Origin of the sequence: Marinobacter xestospongiae (genome assembly GCF_023156385.1) — a bacterium.
Classification (GTDB): domain Bacteria; phylum Pseudomonadota; class Gammaproteobacteria; order Pseudomonadales; family Oleiphilaceae; genus Marinobacter; species Marinobacter xestospongiae.
Genome location: NZ_JAKZAK010000011.1, coordinates 14,157 through 34,135, shown reverse-complemented (window position 1 = coordinate 34,135; position 19,979 = coordinate 14,157). Strand labels below are relative to the sequence as shown.

Sequence of the window (19,979 nt, the reverse complement as noted above, 5' to 3'; positions counted from 1 at the left end):
ATGGCAGAAGCACGAAGACGAGGGCCCGATTCTACCGCAAGGGGCCAGTACCCAGCCAGTTTGCCACGGCTACGGGGCCTGGGAACCTGCAACCACCTCTGTCATCGCCGGTCTATATGGTATAAAGCAGAGAATCCTCCTGCCCACCGGCAGGAAGCGCTTCGCTACCGCTTCTGTACCTTCCCCTCAAGCTAGGTGGTACTGAGCGGGAACGCCAATCAACGGATCTACAGGGAGTCTGGAGTGAACATCCGCGTTCTTCGTCGTTGCCTGCCACTGGCACTGCTGCTGGCCATTCTCGGCGGCTGTGCCGTCAACCCCGTCACCGGGGAGAAACAGCTGTCGCTGATCTCCGAACAGCAGGAATGGACCATGGGGGCCAAGCAGTACATCCCCACCCAGCAGACCCAGGGCGGCCAGTTCTATCTTGACCCGGAGCTGAGCTTCTACGTTCGCGAGGTTGGCATGAAGCTGGCCGCCGTCAGCGATCGACCGGACATGCCCTATGAGTTCGTGGTACTCAACAGCAGCGTTCCCAACGCCTGGGCCCTGCCCTCCGGCAAGATCGCCATCAACCGCGGCCTGCTGGTGCAGCTGGAAGACGAAGCCCAACTGGCTTCGGTACTGGGACACGAGATCGTCCACGCGGCCGCCCGCCACAGTGTCCAGCGAATGCAGACCGGCATGCTGATCAATGCCGGTATGGCCGGAGTCGGCATTGCCCTGGCCGACAGCGACTGGGCCCAGCTGGCGATGGGGGGAGCCGCTGTCGGCGCCCAACTGGCACTGGCCCAGTATGGCCAGGCCGATGAGCTTGAATCCGACCACTACGGCATTCGCTACATGGTGAAAGCAGGCTATGACCCGATGGCAGCGGTGGAGCTGCAACAACTGTTTGTGAAGCTGTCCGAGGGCCGCGAATCCAGCTTTGTCGCCGGGCTGTTTGCCACCCACCCTCCCTCCCAGACCCGGGTGGATCGCAATCTGGAACTGGCGCAGAAGCTCGATGGCGGCGGCTTCCGTGGCCGTGACGTCTATCAGCGCCACCTGGCCACACTGAAGCGCCTGCAGCCCGCCTATGACGCCTACGACAAGGCGGTGTCGTTGATCCGGGAAGAGAAGTTCCAGCAGGCCCTTGGCGAAATCAACCGGGCAATCGACATTGAAGACGGCGAAGCCATGTTCTTTGCCCTGCGGGGGCAGATTCATCAACTGCTGGAGCAGCCGGATCTGGCCGATCATGACTACGACAAGGCGGTGTCGCTGTATCCGGAAATGTTCAGCTATCGCCTGCGGCGGGGCCTCCACGCCTATGCCCTCAACAACCTGAACCAGGCGCAAGAGGACATTACCGAAGCCAACCGCACGGTGCCCACCTCCATTGGCTATCTGCGGCTTGGAGACATCGCCGTCCGCCAACAGCGCAAGAACGATGCGATTGCCCACTACCGCACGGCCTCAGAGGCTGGTGGCGCGATTGGCCAGGAAGCCCAGCGGAAGCTGGTCCAGCTGACCGGCACCCAGCCACAGCAGCAGCCCAAACAGCAATAACCCTCACGGATGTCGGGCAGCCTGCCCGACATCCGGCTCCCTGCCCGCTCCAGTCTGCTATCCAGATTCCTTATCCAGATCCCGATCCAGACAACCTGACCAGGCAGCCCTCGCCGTTCGGTCTTGCTGAAGTGACGGGTGCACTGCGTCAGCGGCTGCATTGACAACTAGAGCAAAAACTCTAAAAATCAATCTAACGCTAACAACAAGGGACCAACCCGATGCTTGCCAGACGACTGCAACCCATGGCATCGCAGGCCCGGCGCCTGTACGTGGAGCTGATATTTCAGGTGATGGGCAACGCCCTCCAGGCCATCAGTGAGATTGACGAGGACGTTCAGAACGAGGCCCGGGCACTGCCAGAGGGCTTCCTGTTCGAGATGATGGTGATGCCCCACGGCGCCAGCCTGGTGATAGAACACCTCGGCAACGGCCGCTTCCGCTATCACGGCTCAGAAGCGCCCCGCCCCGTGAACCTGTCCATCCAGTTCAAACACATTGCCCATGCCTTCCTGGTGCTGTCCTTCCAGGAGAAGACGTCGGTGGCGTTTGCCAACGACCGCATGCTGGTGGATGGCGACATTGGCTACGCAGTCCGCATGACCCGCATTCTCAACCGCCTGGAGGCCTTCATCCTGCCGCGGCTGCTGGCCCGACGGGCGGTCAAGGAGTATCCCCGCAACCTGCACCTGCCGGAAAAACTCCTCAACGCCACACGCATCTACCTCAAGGTTGCGTCCCAATTCTTTGACACGGTGAGAGCATAATGAGCAGCACATTCTACGAGTTCTTCTGCCCGGTGAAGGTGATCGCCGGTAAAGCCGCACTGGAGCACATTCCCTATGAGCTGGCCGGTCTCGGCGGCAAACGGCCGATGATCATTACCGACAAGGGTGTGCGTGCCGCGGGCCTGCTGGAACCAGTGATTGCCGCCTGTGAGGAAAGCGATCTGGACATCGCCAGCGTTTACGACGACGTCCCCCCCGACTCCTCCAAGGCCGTCGTGCGAGACATCGCCGGCGTTTACCGCCAGGAGAAATGCGATGCCATCATCGCCGTGGGCGGAGGCTCCGCCATCGACACCGCCAAGGCGGTCAACATTCTGGTATCCGAGGGCGGTGACGACATCGCCGCCTACGCCGGTGCCGGGGTGCTGAAGCGGCCGCTGAAACCGTTCTTTGTGGTGCCGACCACCGCAGGCACCGGCTCGGAAGTCACCGCGGTGGCGGTGATTGCAGATACCGAAAAGTCGGTCAAACTGCCGTTCACCTCCTCGTTCCTGTTGCCCAACGCCGCCATTATCGACCCGCGGATGACGCTGACGCTGCCACCTCACATCACCGCAGCCACCGCGATGGACGCCCTCACCCACGCCACCGAAGCGTTCACCTGCATGGCCAAGAACCCGCTCAGCGATGCCTATGCCACCGCGGCGGTGAAAAAGATCAGCCACTCACTGCTGGCGGTGATGGACAACCCCAAGGATACCGACGGCCGTCTGGAACTGGCCCAGGCCTCGACCATGGCCGGCATTGCTTTCTCCAACTCGATGGTGGGGCTGGTCCACGCCCTGGGGCACGCCACCGGTGCGATCTGCCATCTGCCCCACGGCCTGTGCATGAGTATCTACATGCCCTACGTGCTGGAATACAACCTGGAGACCATTCGCGAGCCCCTGGGTGAGCTGCTGCTGTACCTGGACGGTCCGGAAGCCTACGCCGCCACGCCGGCCAACCGACGCGCTGAAGCGGCCATCTCCGCCATCCGTCGACTGCGGGATGCGCTTTACAAGAAGTGCCAGTTGCCCCGAACCCTCAAGGAAACCGGCAAGGTGGACGAGTCCCAGCTCGACGACATCGCAGCCCTCGCCCTCGACGATGGCTCAATCATGTTCAATCCCCGCGAGGCCTCACTGGAGGATGCCCGCGCGGTACTGCAGAAAGCCTGGGCCTGATAGCCGACCGCCCCGCCCTCGCGGCGGGGCACAGCCCACCTTCCCCCGAACGCCAACAGACCTTCCCAACATTGCAAATCCCTGGCGAAACGGACAAAATTCACAGTATGTTCCGGGTCGCGCAGGCTCTTGCCAGGTGTCATCACACCGCCACAGGCAGCCTTGCCAGCTGAACCGGACCAGATCCCAGTGTTTGCCAAGCGGCACATCCTGGCATGGAAGCATGAAACGGAACGGCCCCCGTTCTGAACGCTCTGGTTCATTTCGTTCACTGTTGCCTCACGCCTATGCCAGCCAACCTTGCTACCGCCCTGTTATCGTCCCTGTTGCTCCTGGCCGCCCTGCCGGGCCAGGTTTCGGCATCCACGGGCAATGATGACCTGCAGGACACCATCCGCTTTAACGTCTCGCCCAACGGCTATCCACCCTACCTGATCGTGGAGGATGACCACCTGGGCGGTATCGTCTGGGATGTGATGTCCCGCATCAGCGAACGGCTGCAACTGACCCTGGAGCCGCTGAAAGTCCCCCGCAAGCGGGTCGATGAACTGATTCTGAACGGCTACGTCGACGCCACCCCGCGAGCGGTGGAGTGGACCAGCCAGCCCGAGCGGTTTCTCTACTCCGACCCCATCGTGCAGGTAGAGGAAGTGCTGTTCTACCCTCACAACCGGGCATTTGAGTTCCAGTCACCCGACGACCTGGCAGGCAAGACCCTGGTCACCCACCTGGGCTACTACCACGCCAAACTGGCGGAGCTGTTCGAAAGCGGCCGGACCCAGCGATTCGATGTGGTGGGTGATGCTGAGGTGTTCCGCTATCTGCTCGACAGCGAGCGCTTTGACGGCGCCATCGCCGATCGCCTGGTCGGCCGCTGGGTCATCCGCAACCACCCATACATGGCCGGCGCCCTGGCGACTTCACAAGCCAGCATCAGCAACTACAGCTTGCGGCTGATGGTACGCCCCGAGCTGACCGGGTTCATACACCGCTTCAACAGCGAACTGACCCGCCTCAAGGCCAGCGGTGAGCTGAACGACATCCTCGCCAGCTACCGCTGAATCGGCCCCGGCAGCAAGCCGCCGGGCCTCACTCCAGGCGTCGCAGCAACAGCATCGGGGACACCTTCAGCACCGGCGCCAGCTGCCAGCGACCAAACAGTGACAACAGCGCCGCGCTGACCAACGGCACCGGCAGCATCACCGACCAGTGCCACTGGAATTCGCCTTCAAACATCCGCAACTGCAGTGCCCAGACCGCCGCCTCAGCGGCCAACGCCCCGAGAATACCCGCCACCAGCCCCAGCAGGGCAAACTCCAGCATGGTGCTGCGCACCAGCAGTCGCTGCTGCCCGCCCAGGGTTCGCAGCAGCGCGCCTTCCCGCTGACGGTCACGCAGGGTGGCGCTGACCACCGCTGCCATCACCACCAGCGCCGCGGCCAGAATCAGGGCCAGAATAGCCTCGACGGCCTGGGTCACCTGCTGGACGATAGCGCGGATGCGCTCAATGATGTGGTCCACTTCCAGCACCGACACCGTCGGGAATGCCCGGGCGAAATCGTTCAGCAGGGCCTTTTCCGACGTCGGCAGGTAGAAACTGGTGATCCAGGTGGACGGCATGGCCGCCAGCTGACCATCCGGCGGAAACGCCATGTAGAAATTGGGCTGCATGCTCTCCCACTGCACCGTGCGGATACTGGTCACCGTTTCGCTCAGGGTATCCGAGCCAATGGTGAATCCCAGCCGGTCGCCGATCTTCAGGCCCAGCCGTTCTGCCAGTTCATACTCCACCGACACCCCGTCGCGGGCGCCCGCTTCGAACCACTGCCCCTGGACCAGGGCGTTGTCCGCTGGCAGTTCCGACATCCAGGTCAGATTGAGCTCCCGGTTCAGGGCGTTGATCCGCTCATCCTTGCTGACCGCCTCTTTCACCGGCTGGCCATTGAGTTCGGTCAGCCGGCCCCGAACCATGGGATACAATTGCGCCAGTGGATGGCCGCGCTGTTCCCAGAAATCGGCCACGGCATCGACCTTTTCCGGTGCGATGTTGATCAGGAAGTGATTGGGCGCGTTCTCCGGCAACTGCGCCTGCCAGTCATCGAGCAGGGAACTGCGAACCAGTATCAGGGTACAGGCCAGCATGATGGTCATCGCGAACACCGAGACCTGGGACAGGGTACTCTGGCGATGCCGATACAACGCCACCAGCGCCAGCCGCCAGGCGGTACCACCACCACGCAGGTGGCGCAGCCCGAGCACCATCAGCCAGGCCACCAGAGCCAGCACCGCCAGCAGCGCCGCCACGCCGCCCAGCAGAGCCGTCACCATCGCCAGTTCACCGGCGTAAAACCACACCAGGCCGAACACCGCCAGACCGGCCAGCAGAATGTCCGGCCATGCCCGCCGGCCCGACTCACCGGGCTCGCTGCGCAACACCCGCATGGCCGCCACCTGCCGCAACCGGCGGACCGGCGGATAGGCAAACCCGAACAGCGCCACCAGCGCGGTCACCAGGGCTGGCAGCAAGGCACGCCAGTCCAGCTCTGCCGCCACCGGGCGCTCCAGCACCTCGCTCAGCACCTGGGCCAACCCGTAGTAGATCGGCAGGGCCAGTAGCAGCCCGCCGGCGCAGCCAGCCACGCCCCACAGAGCCAGACGGCGAAGATACAGCCGCGAAATAGCGCCACCCCGCAGGCCCAGGGTCTTTAACAGGGCCACCGTATCCCGCTGTCCCAACGCGTACTCCCGGCTGGCAACTGCCACGGCCACCGCCGCCAGCAACACCGCCAGACTGCCGCCAAGCAGCAGGAACCGTTCCGCCCGCTGCAGCGAGCGCGACAGGGTCTCGCCATCCTGCACGCTTTTCCATTCATGGCTGGGATGGAACTGTGGCTCCAACCAGCGATGGAACGCCTCCAGTTCCGGCTCCTCACCGGCGAACAACGCCACATACTCAACCCGGCTGCCCTCACGCACCACCCCGGTGGCGGGCACATCATCGGCGTGCATCATGATCCTGGGCGCCAGCGCCGCCATGCTGAAGCCACCATCGGGCTCCCGCAGCAACAGACCGCTGACCGTCAGCGCCTGATTGCCCACTTCCAGCGAGTCGCCCATATCCAGGGCCAGCAATCGCATCAGACGGGGATTGAGCCACACCTCACCCGGACGGGGGCCCCGGCTCACCAGCTCACGCTCGGCGCCTTCCCCCACCTGCATCTCGATCTGCCCCCGCAGCGGATAGGCATCGCTCACCGCCTTCACCGCCACCAGCTGGAAGCGGTCACCACCGAACACCATGGTGGAGAACTCCACCATGGATGCCGTGCTGATCCCGCGCCGGTTTGCCTCCTGGTACCAGTCCGGCGGGATCGGCCGGCCGTGCTCCGCCTCCAGCTGTCGGTCGGCCGCCAGAAAGGCGCTGGCGGACGTCACCAGGGCCCGCTGCAGCAGACTGGCAAACAGGCTGATGGTCGCCACCGTCGCCACCGCCACCACCAGAGCGGTGATCACCACCCTGACATCACGCTCCCGCAGATCCCGTCGAACCGACGCCAGCTGTCCCGTGACCGCCATCAGTGCTGCTCCTCCGGCTCGGTGACCCGGCCGGCATCGATGCTCAGGCGACGCTGGCAGCGCTGGGCCAGCTGCTCGTCGTGAGTCACCATCACCAGGGTCGTGCCCTGCTCCTGGTTCAGCGCCATCAGCAGGTCGGAGATGGTTTTGCCGGTGCGGTTGTCCAGGTTGCCGGTAGGCTCGTCGGCGAACAGCACCGCCGGATTGCTGGCAAAGGCACGGGCAATGGCGACCCGCTGCTGCTCGCCACCAGAGAGCTGCCGCGGCGTGTGCCGCAAACGCTGTCCCAGACCAACCCGCTCCAGCAGCTCGGTGGCCTGGGCCTCCGGAGCCTCATGACCGGCCAGCTCCAGTGGCAGCATGACGTTTTCCAGGGCGCTCAGCGCCGGCAACAACTGGAACGACTGAAACACGAAACCGACCCGCCGCGCCCGCAGCGCCGCCCGCTCATCCTCGCCGAGGGCGCTGATCTCCTCGCCGTCGAGAACCACCCGCCCGGACGACGGACTATCGAGCCCCGCCAGCAGTCCCAGCAAGGTGGTCTTACCGGACCCGGAGCGTCCAACGATGGCCACTGACTCCCCCCGGGCAATATCGAAGGAAACCTCCTGCAGGATGGTTAACGTATCATCTCCCAGATCTACCCGATGACTGAGCGCTTCCACTTTCAGCATGGATTGGGACGAAGGCATATCGGTCGGGGTCTGATCGGGCACGGCGGCTCCTCGTTAAGAAAATGTCACGGTGTTGGTTGGGGCCCGGCCCGCCGAATCACTTGATCGGGACGGTAGGTGGACCACAGAATGACTCTCCAAATTCTCTGGAGTTCCTTATGGATACGGTAAAAAAAGTCATGAGATCAACTGTTTTTTTACTGCTGTGGCTGGCGGCCGGACTCGCCCAGGCGAATCAGGGCACCGTGCTGATCATGGGGGACAGCCTCAGCGCCGCTTATGGCGTGCCAACGGAGCGGGCCTGGGTAGCACTGCTGAAATCCCGGCTGGAATCTGAAGGCCTGGGAGACTGGCAGGTGGTCAATGCCAGCATCAGCGGCGAAACCACCGATGGCGGCGCCCGCCGACTGCCGGACCTGCTGACACAGCACCAGCCCGACGTGGTGGTGATCGAACTCGGCGGCAACGATGGCCTGCGGGGATTTCCGCCACCGGTCATCAAACGCAATCTGGAGAGCATGATCGATAACAGCCTGGATGCCGGCGCGGACGCCCTGCTGGTGGGTATCCAGATTCCTCCCAACTACGGTGAGCGCTACACCCGGATGTTTGCAGACATCTACCCATCCCTGTCCGAACAACACGAACTGCCGCTAGTGCCTTTCTTTCTCGACGGCATCTACAACCAGCAGGGGATGATGCAGGGAGATGGCATTCACCCCACCGCCGAAGCCCAGTCCCGACTGCTGGACAATGTCTGGCCCCACCTGGCGCCACTGCTCCGGGACTGAATCAGCAACAGACGCCCTATGACACCTGTTGCTCAAGGAACGCCACCGCCCGGCGTTCCGACCAGTAGTAGCCGTCACGGGCGTGTTCCACAAAGCCGACATGGCCGCCCCAGCGCGGCGCCTCCAAGGTGACGCAGTCCCCCAGAAGCGATGACGAACGGGGGAAACAGTCCGCGCTCAGGAACGGGTCGTCCTGGGCATTGACCAGCAGCGCCGGTACCCGGATGTCCTTCAGCCGACCCAGACTCGAACACTGCGCCCAGTAATCCTCGGCATCCCGGAAACCGTGCAGGGGCGCAGTGTAGCGATCATCAAACTGGCGAAACGTGCGAATCTGGTCAAAGCCCCGGGTGTCGATCAATTCCGGGAAGCGGGCCGCTTTCTCCTCCATCTTGCCTTCCAGATCCTTCAGGAACCGCTGCATATAGATGCGACGCGATGGTTTGGCCAGCTCCGCCGCACTGCCGGCAAGATCACAGGGTACCGAGAACGCCACCGCGCCACAGATCCTCGGGTCCACCTGCTCACCCTGCTGCCCCAGGTACAACAGGGTCAGGTTACCGCCCATACTGAAGCCAACCAGCGAGACCTGCTGATAATCCTGCTCCAGAGCCACATCCACCACCCGCGCCAGGTCAACGGTGGCGCCACTGTGGTAGAACCGGGGCTGGCGGTTCATCACCCCGCCGCAGGACCGGAAATTCCAGGCCAGCACATCCCAGCCGGAACGCAGCAGGCCCCGAGCCAACCCCAGAATGTAAGGACGCCGGGAGTGGCCCTCGAGACCATGGGACAGGATCGCCAGCCGTCGACTGCCGGTTCGGTACCAGTCCAGATGCAGCTCATCGTCATCAGCCGTGGCAATGACCTCCGCCTGCGGCGGCGCCAACGCTACCCGTCGAAACAGGGTTGGCCACACCGATTGCAGGTGACCACTGCGCAGCCAGCCCGGTGGCCGATAGTGCTGCAGTCGGGCCTGACTGCCGGCCGGCACCGGATGGGGAACAGTGGCGTAGCCATGCGGCATTGCCAGAGGGTCATCAATTACTGCCACGGGCATCTTCTCCAAATCATCAACTTCAGGGCGCCTGTTGGTACGTTACTCATATGGCGCCTATTCTGCCCCATTCTGCGCCCGCCGACCTCCCTGACAGATCACTTTTTAACCATTTAATTCAGGGGGTTGACTCCACTGAAATAAGTCCTTAATATGCGCGCCATCTCGACGATGTTCCCCGATAGCTCAGTTGGTAGAGCAACGGACTGTTAATCCGTTTGTCGCTGGTTCGAGCCCAGCTCGGGGAGCCACTTATTTCCAAAAAAGCCGCTGATTCAGCGGCTTTTTTGCTTTCTGGCGAGCGAAAAACAAGCCCGCGAAATCACCGAACGGGACACTGGCGCACTGTTACATCAGGGCGGCATCGCCGCCCACTCCACGCAGCGGTCAGTTCACCTGCGGCCGGTTCATGAAGGCCTCCAGCACCCGGTACAGGGTCACACCGTCCTCGACCCCCGCCGTCTCCCGAATGGAATGCATTCCCCACTGCGGCACCCCGATATCCAGGGTGGTCACCCCCAGAGTACCGGCCGTAATCGGTCCGATGGTGCTGCCGCAGGCCATGTCACTGCGAACCACGAAGGTCTGGTGGGGCAGCCCCAGCTCGTCACTCAGGTGGCGGTACAGCGCCGCCGAGCGGCTGTTGGTGGCATAGCGCTGGTTGTGGTTCACCTTGATCACCGGCCCCCGATTAAGCAGCGGTCCGTGATTCTCATCGTGACGATCGGCAAAGTTCGGGTGTACCCCATGAGCATTGTCCGCCGAAATCATCATCGAGCGGCTGATCGCCCTTGGCATCACCTCAGCACCGCACCACCGTTCCACCACCGAAGCCAGGAAAGGCCCCTGAGCACCTTCGGCGGACTGACTGCCCACCTCTTCGTGATCGTTGCAGACAAACAGCGATGGCTGCTCTCCGTCCGCCGCTACCAGGGCCTCCAGCCCGATGAAACAGCTGAGCAGGTTATCCAGCCGCGCCGAGGCAATGAACTCGTCCCGCAGGCCAACCACCGCCGGCGGCTGGGCGTCGTAGAAGCTCATTTCATAACCCAGGATACGGTCAAACGACAGCGTCGGGTGCTCACGGCGCACCTGCTCCGCCAGCAGGTCGTGGAACCGGACCTCCTCGTCCTCACCCAGCTGCATCAATACCGGCGGCAGGTCTTTCTGGGGATTGATCGAGCGGCTGTTGTTGGCTTCCCGGTCGAGATGAATCGCCAGGCTCGGGATATAGGCCACCGCCTTGCGGAAATCCACCAGTACATCGCTGAACTTGCCATTCTGGTCCACCACGCTGACCCGCCCCGCCAGGGACAGGTCGCGATCAAACCAGGGATTCAGCAACACCCCACCGTAGACCTCAACACCCAGCTGGAGATAACCCTTACGCTGTAGATCCGGGTTGGGTTTGACCTTCAGGCACGGGCTGTCCGAGTGCGCCCCCACCATGCGAATTCCCGCCGTTTCCGGCGTTTGACGCCCACTGCGGAACGCCACCAGTGACGAGCCATTGCGCACCACGTAATAACCCTGTCCCGGGGCCAACTGCCAGGTGTCCGCTTCATCCAGGGCCACAAAGCCGGCAGCATCCAGGCGCCGGGTCATTTGCTGCACCGCATGCCAGGGCGTCGGTGACTGGTGAAGGAAGTCGAGCAGTTGCTGATTGAAAGACTGGTGTTCCATGCTGTTCCCGGAAGTCAGGGCCGCGAATCACGGCCAAGGATGGGCGAAGCCGAAGCGGCGAACGGAATCGTCGGCCCTTCGGGGCAAAAGCGCATTTTGCCACGAATAGCACGAATGGCTAAACTTCCAGCCCGTTTCCCACCAACGCAGCCCCACAGCAGGAGTTGAACGTGTCCATTCCGCGCTTTATCGACATTGAGTACTGCCAGACCGACGACGCCCTGTTTCCCACCGCCATCGCCTGGTCACTGGCTGACGGCCGTATGAAAACGGTGGTTATTGCACCGGATGAAAGCTGGCTGCCGACAGACATGGAGCTGCCCGACGTCGACCTCCACTACCTGGAAGAACAGGGAGTCCCACTGATCGAGCTGGCCCGGGTGCTGCACGAGGACCTGCCGGATGAAACCGTGTTCACCGACGGTCTCGATCCGGACGACGTCCTGGTGGATCTGATCTTTTCCAGCGTCAACCTGGAAGCGCCGTTCGAGCTGGCACCAGTGACCGACCTGATTACCGGGCTGGACCGGGATACCATCGAAGACCGCCGCCGTGATCTGATGTTTGAACAGGGGCTGGACCCCCAACTCCCTGAGAACGGTGTTTATGCCCTGCTACTGTTGGCCCGGGACGAAGGCCTGATCGGCATGGAATGACCGGGACGGCACCGTCATACTGTGACCTGGGTCGACGTAACATACCGTCACCCTAGGCAAAATCAGCCAGAATTCGCGGACCTTCAGGAATAATTACGACAATGACTACGCTGCTGCGAGCCCTCCGCCCCACCCTGCTGCCGTTGGTTCTCGGCCTGCCGTTGACCGTCCAGGCCGCCGACGACATCCCCCGTGAAGACCGCCACTACGTCGGCCTGCTGGCCACCGCCCTGAATCACCGCTCGGTAGGCGACGGCCCGGAGAAAAAAACCTGGAGCAACGCTGCGACCCTGGTGGTCGGCGGTCATCTCACCGAGCTGTTCCACGCCGAACTGCGTCTGGGCGGTGGTCTGTCCGAGGGCACCCTTGATGACGAACTGTCACTGGACATCGAGCATTACCAGAGCTGGTACATGGGTCTGCATCACCCGCTGACCGACTACGCCAACATCTACGGCCAGTTCGGCTTTACCCACGTCAGCGGCTCCGCCAGCCTGACCAAGGCCGGCAAGGCCCGGGAAGACGATCCTGACGACAGCTCCCCCTACGCCGACCAGACCGGTGACTTCCCGGACAGCGACTTCAGCGTCAGTTGGATCGTGGGCGCCGACCTGGAACTGGCGGAGCGCACCTACCTGCTGGTGGAAGGTGGCCGCCTGTTCAAGGACACCGGCACCGGTGCCAACAGCTTCCAGTTCTCCGCCGGGTTCCGCTACGAGTTCTGACGGAGCCGCCGATTCACCCCCGATCAAACCCGGTGGCGAATGTGCCAGCAGCGGTGAATGCGGGGGTTGCGCTGAAAGTCCTTGTCCAGCGTGTCGCGGGTCACTTCGCGGATCTCGAACGCCTGCTCCAGCGCCTCATCCAGCTGGAAGCGACGAAAATTGTTGGAGAACACCAACAACCCGTCGCTGGACAGGCGGTCCATCGCCTGGCGGATCAGTTGCGGGTGATCCCGCTGGATATCGAGCACATCCCGCATCCGCGCCGAATTTGAGAAGGTTGGCGGGTCCATGAAAATCAGATCAAAGACCTGATCCGGCGTGGCCGGCTGAGCCAGCCATTGCAGGCAGTCCTGCTGCTCCACCTGGTGACGGCGATCGTCCAGGCCGTTCAGCGCCAGGTTCTCCCTCGCCCAGTTCACGTACGTCTTCGACATATCCAGACTGAGGGAACGGGTGGCCCCGCCCACCGCCGCATGGACGGTTGCCGCTCCGGTGTAGCAGAACAGGTTGAGGAATCGCTTGCCGCGCGCCTGCTGTTGGAGCCAGTGACGCACTGGCCGATGATCCAGGAACAGGCCAGTGTCCAGGTAATCCCGGAGATTCACCCTGAGCGCACAGCCGTGTTCGTGAACGGTAAAGAGCTCACCGGTGGAGGACTGCTTTTCGTATTGCTGTGTGCCGCTCTGGCGCGAGCGCTGTTTGCAGCTGATCGCCGTTGCCGGCACGCCCAACACCTCGGGAATCACCGCCAGCGCCTCTGCCAGCCGTTCCAGCGCTGCCCGGGTATCAACCGACTTCGGCGGCGCATACTCCTGAACGTGTACCTGATCACCGTACAGATCAATGGCCATGGCGAATTCGGGCATGTCCGCGTCATACAAACGGTAGCACTCGATGCCCTGCTTGCGGGCCCAGCCTCCCAGGGCTTTCAGGTTCTTGCGCAACCGATTGGCCAGCATCTCAGCCCGCTCCGGATGCCGTATACGCGGCGTCAGGGAGCCCTCTTCTTCCGGTGTGTGCGGTCGCATCGCGCTGGCCTCATCCACCTGGAACAACAACAACGTCGCGGGCAGCTTGCCGTTGAACAGCTTGTAACGCTTGTCGCTGCGCAGGCCGAGCGCCTTGCCGTATTCCGGTGCACCAGTGAACACCCCAAGACGCCAGCCCTGGCATGCCCGTTTCACCGCTTCCCCCAGCTCGCCGTAGAGCGCGGCCAACTCGCGGCGCTCACTCAAACGCTCGCCGTAGGGCGGGTTGGTCAGCACCAGGCCGCGACCCTCCCAGGTATCCGGTAGTGCCAGCTCCGAAACAGCACGACACTCAACGTGGACAACACCTTCCAGACCAGCACGCTGAATGTTGCGCCAGGCCGTGGCAATGACGGCGCGATCCTGATCAAACCCCGCCAGCTTGAGCTGACGGGTCTTTTCCTTGCCCTCGTGGGCACGGCGCTCCGCTTCCTGACGCAAGGAAAGCCAGGTCTCAGGCTGATGCCCAAGCCAGCGTTCAAAACCGAAGCGTGGTCTCTGGCGGCCCGGCGCCAGATCCTGCGCCATCATCGCGGCTTCAATCAGCAAAGTGCCGGAGCCGCACATGGGATCAACCAGGTGGCCGCCGTTGGCGGCGATCTCCGGCCAGCCGGCCCGCAACAACAGCGCAGCCGCGAGGTTCTCTTTCAACGGCGCAATGCCCTTCTCGGTGCGATAACCGCGCTTGTGCAGGCTGTCGCCACCAAGATCAATACCCACGGCCAACCGGCCACGGTGCAGTCGCGCCGAGATCAGCAGGTCAGGATCACTGGCCACCGACGGCCGCTTGCCATCCGCGGTCCGCAGTCGGTCCACCACCGCATCTTTTACCCGTTGGGCGCCATACTGAGTGTGACGGATCGCCCGATTCTGGCCACTGAACATCACTTTGAAGGTACCGGTAACGGCCAGATGCTGTGACCAGTCGAGGCCATGCACGCCATCGTAGAGTTGATCTCCGCTCTCGGCGTCCACTTCTGCAAGATGCAGGATCACCCGATTGGCCAGCCGCGACCACAGACAGGCCCGATAACCGGCAGCCAGGTCTCCCTTCCCCCAGACGCCCGCCGGGGTATTGCGCACGGGCTCAACGCCCAGCTCCCGCAGCTCATCGGCCAGCAGGTATTCAATACCTTTCGGGCATGAAATAAAGAAAGTGAGATTGCTCAATGGGTTACTCCTGAAACTTGAAATGCGGTGCGGGGTGGGGTCGGGACTGGAAGCTGATAGCACAGCATAGTCGAGTCGCCGACAATTCGCCTGACCAGCACCTGCTGGCCTTATTTCACAAAACTATAAAGACGCTGACACATAGATGAAATAAATAGTGTACACGGCGCTTTGGTTCATCATACCTTGTAACTGACGCGTCATTTAACGAGACCCAAAAACAGGTTTCGTGATCAGGATCCTGACTGCCGTGGCTACGGTAGACATGGTCGGATTTGAGCCCAGACAACGGTATGTCGGTTCACCGGCCCAATTCTACAGGCCACGGCGGGTGTGCACACGCTTGTTCTCTAAAACCATGAGGTGAGGAACGGCATGAAGAGACAGAAAAGAGACGTGTTCGCTCGCGCATTCAAGCGGGGTTATCTGGCCGGCGTGTCTGGTAAATCCAAAGACCGCTGCCCCTCCGATCAAGCTGAAGTCCGACAGGAATGGCTCAACGGGTGGCGGGAAGGCCGAACCGATCACTGGGATGGCATGACCGGCGTATCAGGTATCCACCGACTGGCGGACGTTACCGCCTCGACCTGAACGGCTCAGGCCCAGGGGCCTGACAGCAATTTCTGAATCTTTCGTTTCACCAACAGGGCGTCGGAACGCCCGGACACAATCAGAAGAACAGACCTTGATACCCAAAACGGGTCCTCCCGACCCGGACCAAAACCTGTAACGCCACGGGGTTTATTCCCCGCACGGGCCCGCTCAGCGGGCCCACCTTTTTTCCCGGCAGCGTCTACACCCCTAACAGCTTCCCACTAGCGACATCCCAGTGCCCGAATGGCCTCCACACACTCGCCGATCAGCGCCGGCCCGCGATAGATAAACCCGGTGTAGATCTGCACCAGCTTGGCACCGGCACGGATCTTCTCGGCAGCAGCGGCGCCATCGGTGATTCCGCCCACACCAATAATCGGCAGCGACTCACCCAGCTCAGCGTACAATCCTTCAATGACCCGCAGTGACGCCGCCCGGACCGGTGCGCCACTCAGTCCCCCGGTTTCGGCGGCCAGGGCATGTCCGGCCACCGCCTGCCGTTCAATGGTCGTATTGGTGGCAATCACCCCGTCCATACCGGCCTCACGCAGGGCCTGGGCCACAAAACGGACACCGTCGTCATCCATGTCGGGGGCGATTTTCACCGCAATCGGCACGTAACGGCCCTGCTCCTGCTGCTGCAACGTCTGCTCGTCCTTGATGGCTGCCAGCAGGCGCTTGAGGGCGTCTCCGAACTGCAGATCCCGCAATCCCGGGGTGTTGGGCGAGGAAACGTTCACGGTGATGTAGTTGGCACGACTGTAGACCGCCGCAATGCCCTTGCGGTAATCCAGCTCGGCTTCGTCGTCCGGGGTGGCCTTGTTCTTGCCCACGTTGATCCCCAGCACCCCCTGATAGCGCATGCGATCCACCTGGCCCAACAGGTGATCCAGCCCCTGGTTGTTGAACCCCATGCGATTGATAATGGCCTGATGTTCCGGCAACCGGAACAAGCGCGGCTGCGGATTACCCGGCTGCGGCAGCGGCGTGACCGTGCCTACCTCGACGAAACCGAACCCCAGGGCGCCCAGGGCATCGACATGGTCGGCGTCTTTGTCCAGGCCCGCCGCCAGGCCGACCGGGTTGGGAAACTTCAGTCCCATGACCTCCACCGGCAGCGGCGCCACCTGATCCACCGCCAGCTTCAGCAGCCCCAACCGGTGCGCCAGGTCCAGCCCCCGCAGCGATACCCCATGGGCCTGCTCAGGCGGCAATCGAAACAACAGGTTACGGGCTAGACCGTACATGGGGGAATCCTCGCGGTGGCTGTAAACCGGCGCAGTATACCGGAACAGGCCCCAGAACGGGCAATATCTGACCGCACTGGACATGAGCTCCGGTGTCCACGACGAAAACTGCGTTACAATGCCGCCGAACCGGCCGCCAGATCTTTTCCACAGCCGGCGCTAAGCTGACAGAGTGACAGCTAAATGACTGTCTCATTAAGGTCTCGTGATGTTTTCCACGATTTCTGTGGATAACTCTGTTGAAAATGGGCCCTGACCCACGGCTATCCCTTGCGGACTGCGCCAGCCTACAAATTGATCATTTTTTGATCAATTGTAACCTATTGAATCACAAGAAATTTGATCGTAAGCGCTTGTTTTATCTTGGTTATGTAAGTGGATGTCACCTCTGTGTAACATACCGGCCGTGTGCATAAAAACATCAGATTTAATACCCGCACACAGATGTCGGAAGCCAGCAACGGAGCTCACAATGGCCACAAAGCCCCAACCAACCGCGACCACCAGCCAAGCCAGCGCCGCCGCTGAGGCCCGGGCTGCTACCCGGGTCACCCTTATCGGCATGATACTGGACCTGGTGCTGGGGGTGATCAAGTGCATCGGTGGCGCGCTGTTTCACTCCCAGGCACTGCTGGTGGATGGCATCCATTCCTTTTCCGACGCGGCCTCGGATCTGGTGGTGATTGCGGTCATGAAAGTATCCCGGCTGGAACCGGATCAGGGCCACCCCTACGGCCACCAGCGCTTCGAAACCCTGGGCACCATGATACTCGGCGCGACACTGATTGCAGTGGGGGGCGCCCTGGCCTGGGACAACCTGGAACGCCTGTTTGTCGACACCGACGCGCCGCTACCGGAATGGCCCGTGCTGGCGGCCGCGCTGCTCTCCGTCGTCGGCAAGGAATGGATCTTCCGCTATACCCGAAAGGTCGGTCTGGCCATCCGTTCGGAATTGCTGGTGGCCAATGCCTGGCACAGCCGCACCGACGCCCTGTCTTCCATCGTGGTGCTGGTTTCCACCCTGGGGGCCATGGCCGGCTTCGTCTGGCTCGACGCCCTCGCCGCGGTGGTGATTGCAGTGCTGGTGGGCCACGTTGGCTGGGGCTTCACCTGGCGCAGTGTCAAGGAGCTGGTGGATACCGGACTGCCGGAAGAGGAACTGGAGCGTCTGAAGGAGGTTGCCCGCACCACCGAAGGGGTGCGTAACGTCCATGACCTGCGCAGTCGCCGCATGGGTCACAACATCCTGGTGGACGTCCACCTGGTGGTGAGCCCGGATATCAGCGTGTCGGAAGGCCATCAGGTGGGCATGCAGGTGGTGGCAAGGATGCGGGACAGCCTGCCGGACATCACCCACATTACCTTCCATATCGACGCCGAGAATGACGAACAGGGCCGCCCCACCTCACTGCAACTGCCCAGCCGAAAGACCATTCAGGGGGAGCTGGAGGCCTGCCTGAGCCGGCCTGTCAGCCCCGGCCGGCTGAGACTGCATTACCTGCGCAACAAGGTGCACCTGGAGCTGTTTGTGGAAGACCGCGGCGAAGGCCCCGACGCCGAGGCACTGGCTCGGGCCGTTCACAGCCTGGAGCAACACCCCTGGTTTGGCAGCCTGCGCATCTGGCACGGCCCGGACTAACGCCGGCGCTGCTCCATGCGCAGCAGAAACTCCTGCATGATCAGCGAGTACAACTCACCACCAAGGAAGCGGTCTTCCACCCCGGCATCAATGCTGGGGTTGTCGTTTACCTCGATCACGGCAATGCGATTGCCGCTCTGCTTGATGTCGACACCGTAGAGCCCATTGCCGATCAGCCGGGTGGCATTGAGCGCCGCCTGGATCACCTTGCGCGGCACCTCGTAGGTCGGCAGCGTCTCAAAGTCGCCACTGTCCACGGCCTGGTCGCCGCCATGCTGATAGATCTGCCAGTGCCCTTTCACCATGAAGTACTTGCAGGCGTAGATGGCCCGCCCGCCAAGCACCCCAATGCGCCAGTCATAATCGGTATAGAGATACTCCTGAGCCAGCACCAGGGCCGATTGCCGGAACAGCGAGGCCAGAGCCTGACGCAGCGACGCCTCGTCGGTGGCCTTGATCACTCCACGGGAAAAGGCACCGTCGGGAATCTTCACCACCACCGGATAGCCAATCTCGCTGCTGATCCGGGCGATGGCGTCATCCTGGTCCCGGCTGAGAATCAGAGTCTTCGGCGTTGGTACCCGATGGTTGTTGAGCAGGTCCGCCAGGAACACCTTGTTGGTGCAGCGCAGAATCGACACCGGATCATCAATCACCACCAGCCCTTCGGCCTCGGCACGACGGGCAAAGCGGTAGGTATGATGATCGATGGCGGTGGTCTCGCGAATGAACAGCCCATCGTATTCCGGCAGCCGGTTGTAATCCTTGCGGGTAATGGTCTCCACATGGATGCCGAGTTTGCGACCGGCGCGCACGAAGCGTGACAACGCCACCGTATCACTCGGTGGCAGCGCCTCGTCGGGATTGACCAGCATGGCCAGATCGAAGCGGTACCGCTGCCGACTGCGGGGCTTGCGCCAGACGATGCTGCTGAAACGGTCCAGAGCCGCCGCAAAAAGGTCCTGCTCGGCGTCGGAGAGGCCAGCCGGAGACACCGGCTTCATGGTGTCAATCTGCCAGCCCCGGCGATGCCGGAAAGTGACTTCCAGAATCGGACAGGGGAAGCGCTCAAACAGCGTTCTTGCCACCGCCTTGAGGGCCTCATCGCCGGCCTGGCCGAAGAACAGCCGAACCTTGACCTGATCCCGTTTGCCACCCCTGTCGGCCTGCTCCAGCCATGCCTGTGCCGCCGCATCCAGTTCACTCAGTTGCAGTGAGAACAGCCCTTTGCGACTAAGATCATTGAGGGTGGACACCGACGGCAGGACATGGTGGCGGCGGGCCTCCGCCAGCAGCGAGCAGTAGTAGCCCTGGCTGAGGTAACGGGCACTCTGGCACAGGTTGATAACCCGGGTGCGCCGGCTGTCGCGGCCGTTGGCGGCCAGGTACTGGGAGAAAGTGACGACATCGTCACTGGGAAAGAACGGCGCCCAGTCTTCCAGGCGGTCAACCACGATCAGCAGTTTGGACATGAATGGCAACCCCTCCTGGAGGCCATAAGTGGGCACCGGCCGGCACCCAAGACGCCAACGATACGACGACTCGGCAAATCCCGGCAATCCCCGGTGGATGCGTGCATCTACGCATCCGGGGCAACTACCCAGCGGGCCAGGGCTCGACAATAATGGCGGCCT

16 protein-coding genes and 1 tRNA gene are annotated in these 19,979 nt (G+C 62.4%); 10 read left to right on the top strand and 7 right to left on the bottom strand.

Annotated elements, in window-relative coordinates:
* Positions 1-243 precede the first annotated feature (243 nt).
* The 4 genes from MLD24_RS09565 to MLD24_RS09550 all read left to right on the top strand — a co-directional run bounded on the left by MLD24_RS09565 (position 244) and on the right by MLD24_RS09550 (position 4,566).
* A complete protein-coding gene (locus MLD24_RS09565) occupies positions 244-1,551 on the top strand; it encodes a M48 family metalloprotease (RefSeq protein ID WP_425562349.1) in 1,308 nt (435 codons plus the stop codon).
* 221 nt (positions 1,552-1,772) lie between these two features.
* Complete coding sequence (locus MLD24_RS09560; protein ID WP_248166452.1) at positions 1,773-2,318, top strand: hypothetical protein; 546 nt, start codon at positions 1,773-1,775, stop codon at positions 2,316-2,318.
* The gene (locus MLD24_RS09555) at positions 2,318-3,505 is read left to right on the top strand and encodes an iron-containing alcohol dehydrogenase (protein ID WP_248166451.1); all 1,188 of its coding nucleotides are present in this window, start codon (positions 2,318-2,320) and stop codon (positions 3,503-3,505) included. The genes MLD24_RS09560 and MLD24_RS09555 overlap by 1 nt, the downstream gene beginning before the upstream one ends.
* 287 nt (positions 3,506-3,792) lie before the next feature.
* Positions 3,793-4,566 carry a substrate-binding periplasmic protein gene (locus MLD24_RS09550; RefSeq protein WP_248166450.1) on the top strand — a complete coding sequence of 258 codons (774 nt, stop codon included), beginning with the start codon at positions 3,793-3,795 and terminating at the stop codon, positions 4,564-4,566.
* 28 nt (positions 4,567-4,594) lie between these two features.
* Here MLD24_RS09550 and MLD24_RS09545 read toward each other — a convergent pair whose 3' ends face one another.
* Both MLD24_RS09545 and MLD24_RS09540 read right to left on the bottom strand, forming a co-directional pair.
* Positions 4,595-7,081 (bottom strand): ABC transporter permease, encoded by a 2,487-nt coding sequence (locus MLD24_RS09545; protein ID WP_248166449.1) that lies wholly within the window; start codon positions 7,079-7,081, stop codon positions 4,595-4,597.
* A complete protein-coding gene (locus tag MLD24_RS09540) occupies positions 7,081-7,755 on the bottom strand; it encodes an ABC transporter ATP-binding protein (RefSeq protein WP_248166488.1) in 675 nt (224 codons plus the stop codon). The genes MLD24_RS09545 and MLD24_RS09540 overlap by 1 nt, the downstream gene beginning before the upstream one ends.
* Before the next feature lie 158 nt (positions 7,756-7,913).
* On the opposite strand from MLD24_RS09540, the gene MLD24_RS09535 reads away from it, so the two are divergent.
* Positions 7,914-8,546 (top strand): arylesterase, encoded by a 633-nt coding sequence (locus tag MLD24_RS09535; RefSeq protein WP_416381861.1) that lies wholly within the window; start codon positions 7,914-7,916, stop codon positions 8,544-8,546.
* Between the two features lie 16 nt (positions 8,547-8,562).
* Here the strand turns inward: MLD24_RS09535 and MLD24_RS09530 are convergent, their stop codons facing one another.
* Entirely contained in the window at positions 8,563-9,600 is a 1,038-nt protein-coding gene (locus MLD24_RS09530) for a YheT family hydrolase (RefSeq protein WP_344816875.1), read from the bottom strand.
* A 178-nt stretch (positions 9,601-9,778) separates the two neighbouring features.
* Here MLD24_RS09530 and MLD24_RS09525 point away from each other — a divergent pair.
* Positions 9,779-9,854 (top strand) — tRNA-Asn (locus MLD24_RS09525).
* 136 nt (positions 9,855-9,990) lie between these two features.
* Here the strand turns inward: MLD24_RS09525 and MLD24_RS09520 are convergent.
* Positions 9,991-11,286 (bottom strand): M18 family aminopeptidase, encoded by a 1,296-nt coding sequence (locus MLD24_RS09520; protein WP_248166448.1) that lies wholly within the window; start codon positions 11,284-11,286, stop codon positions 9,991-9,993.
* A gap of 170 nt (positions 11,287-11,456) precedes the next feature.
* Here MLD24_RS09520 and MLD24_RS09515 point away from each other — a divergent pair, with 170 nt between their 5' ends.
* On the top strand, positions 11,457-11,942 hold the full coding sequence (locus MLD24_RS09515) for a hypothetical protein (RefSeq protein ID WP_248166447.1): 486 nt from the start codon (positions 11,457-11,459) through the stop codon (positions 11,940-11,942).
* A gap of 101 nt (positions 11,943-12,043) precedes the next feature.
* Positions 12,044-12,667, top strand: coding sequence for an outer membrane beta-barrel protein (locus tag MLD24_RS09510; RefSeq protein WP_227171516.1), 624 nt, complete (start codon positions 12,044-12,046; stop codon positions 12,665-12,667).
* A 23-nt stretch (positions 12,668-12,690) separates the two neighbouring features.
* On the opposite strand, the gene rlmKL is transcribed toward MLD24_RS09510, so the two are convergent.
* On the bottom strand, positions 12,691-14,865 hold the full coding sequence (rlmKL, locus tag MLD24_RS09505) for a bifunctional 23S rRNA (guanine(2069)-N(7))-methyltransferase RlmK/23S rRNA (guanine(2445)-N(2))-methyltransferase RlmL (RefSeq protein WP_248166446.1): 2,175 nt from the start codon (positions 14,863-14,865) through the stop codon (positions 12,691-12,693).
* Between the two features lie 375 nt (positions 14,866-15,240).
* On the opposite strand from rlmKL, the gene rmf reads away from it, so the two are divergent.
* Positions 15,241-15,456 (top strand): ribosome modulation factor, encoded by a 216-nt coding sequence (gene rmf, locus MLD24_RS09500; protein ID WP_227171518.1) that lies wholly within the window; start codon positions 15,241-15,243, stop codon positions 15,454-15,456.
* A gap of 224 nt (positions 15,457-15,680) precedes the next feature.
* On the opposite strand, the gene MLD24_RS09495 is transcribed toward rmf, so the two are convergent.
* Positions 15,681-16,706 carry a quinone-dependent dihydroorotate dehydrogenase gene (locus MLD24_RS09495; protein ID WP_248166445.1) on the bottom strand — a complete coding sequence of 342 codons (1,026 nt, stop codon included), beginning with the start codon at positions 16,704-16,706 and terminating at the stop codon, positions 15,681-15,683.
* 472 nt (positions 16,707-17,178) lie between these two features.
* Here MLD24_RS09495 and MLD24_RS09490 point away from each other — a divergent pair, with 472 nt between their 5' ends.
* Positions 17,179-18,345 (top strand): cation diffusion facilitator family transporter, encoded by a 1,167-nt coding sequence (locus MLD24_RS09490; protein WP_248166444.1) that lies wholly within the window; start codon positions 17,179-17,181, stop codon positions 18,343-18,345.
* On the opposite strand, the gene MLD24_RS09485 is transcribed toward MLD24_RS09490, so the two are convergent.
* Complete coding sequence (locus MLD24_RS09485; protein ID WP_248166443.1) at positions 18,342-19,817, bottom strand: RimK family protein; 1,476 nt, start codon at positions 19,815-19,817, stop codon at positions 18,342-18,344. The genes MLD24_RS09490 and MLD24_RS09485 overlap by 4 nt on opposite strands.
* Positions 19,818-19,979 lie beyond the last annotated feature (162 nt).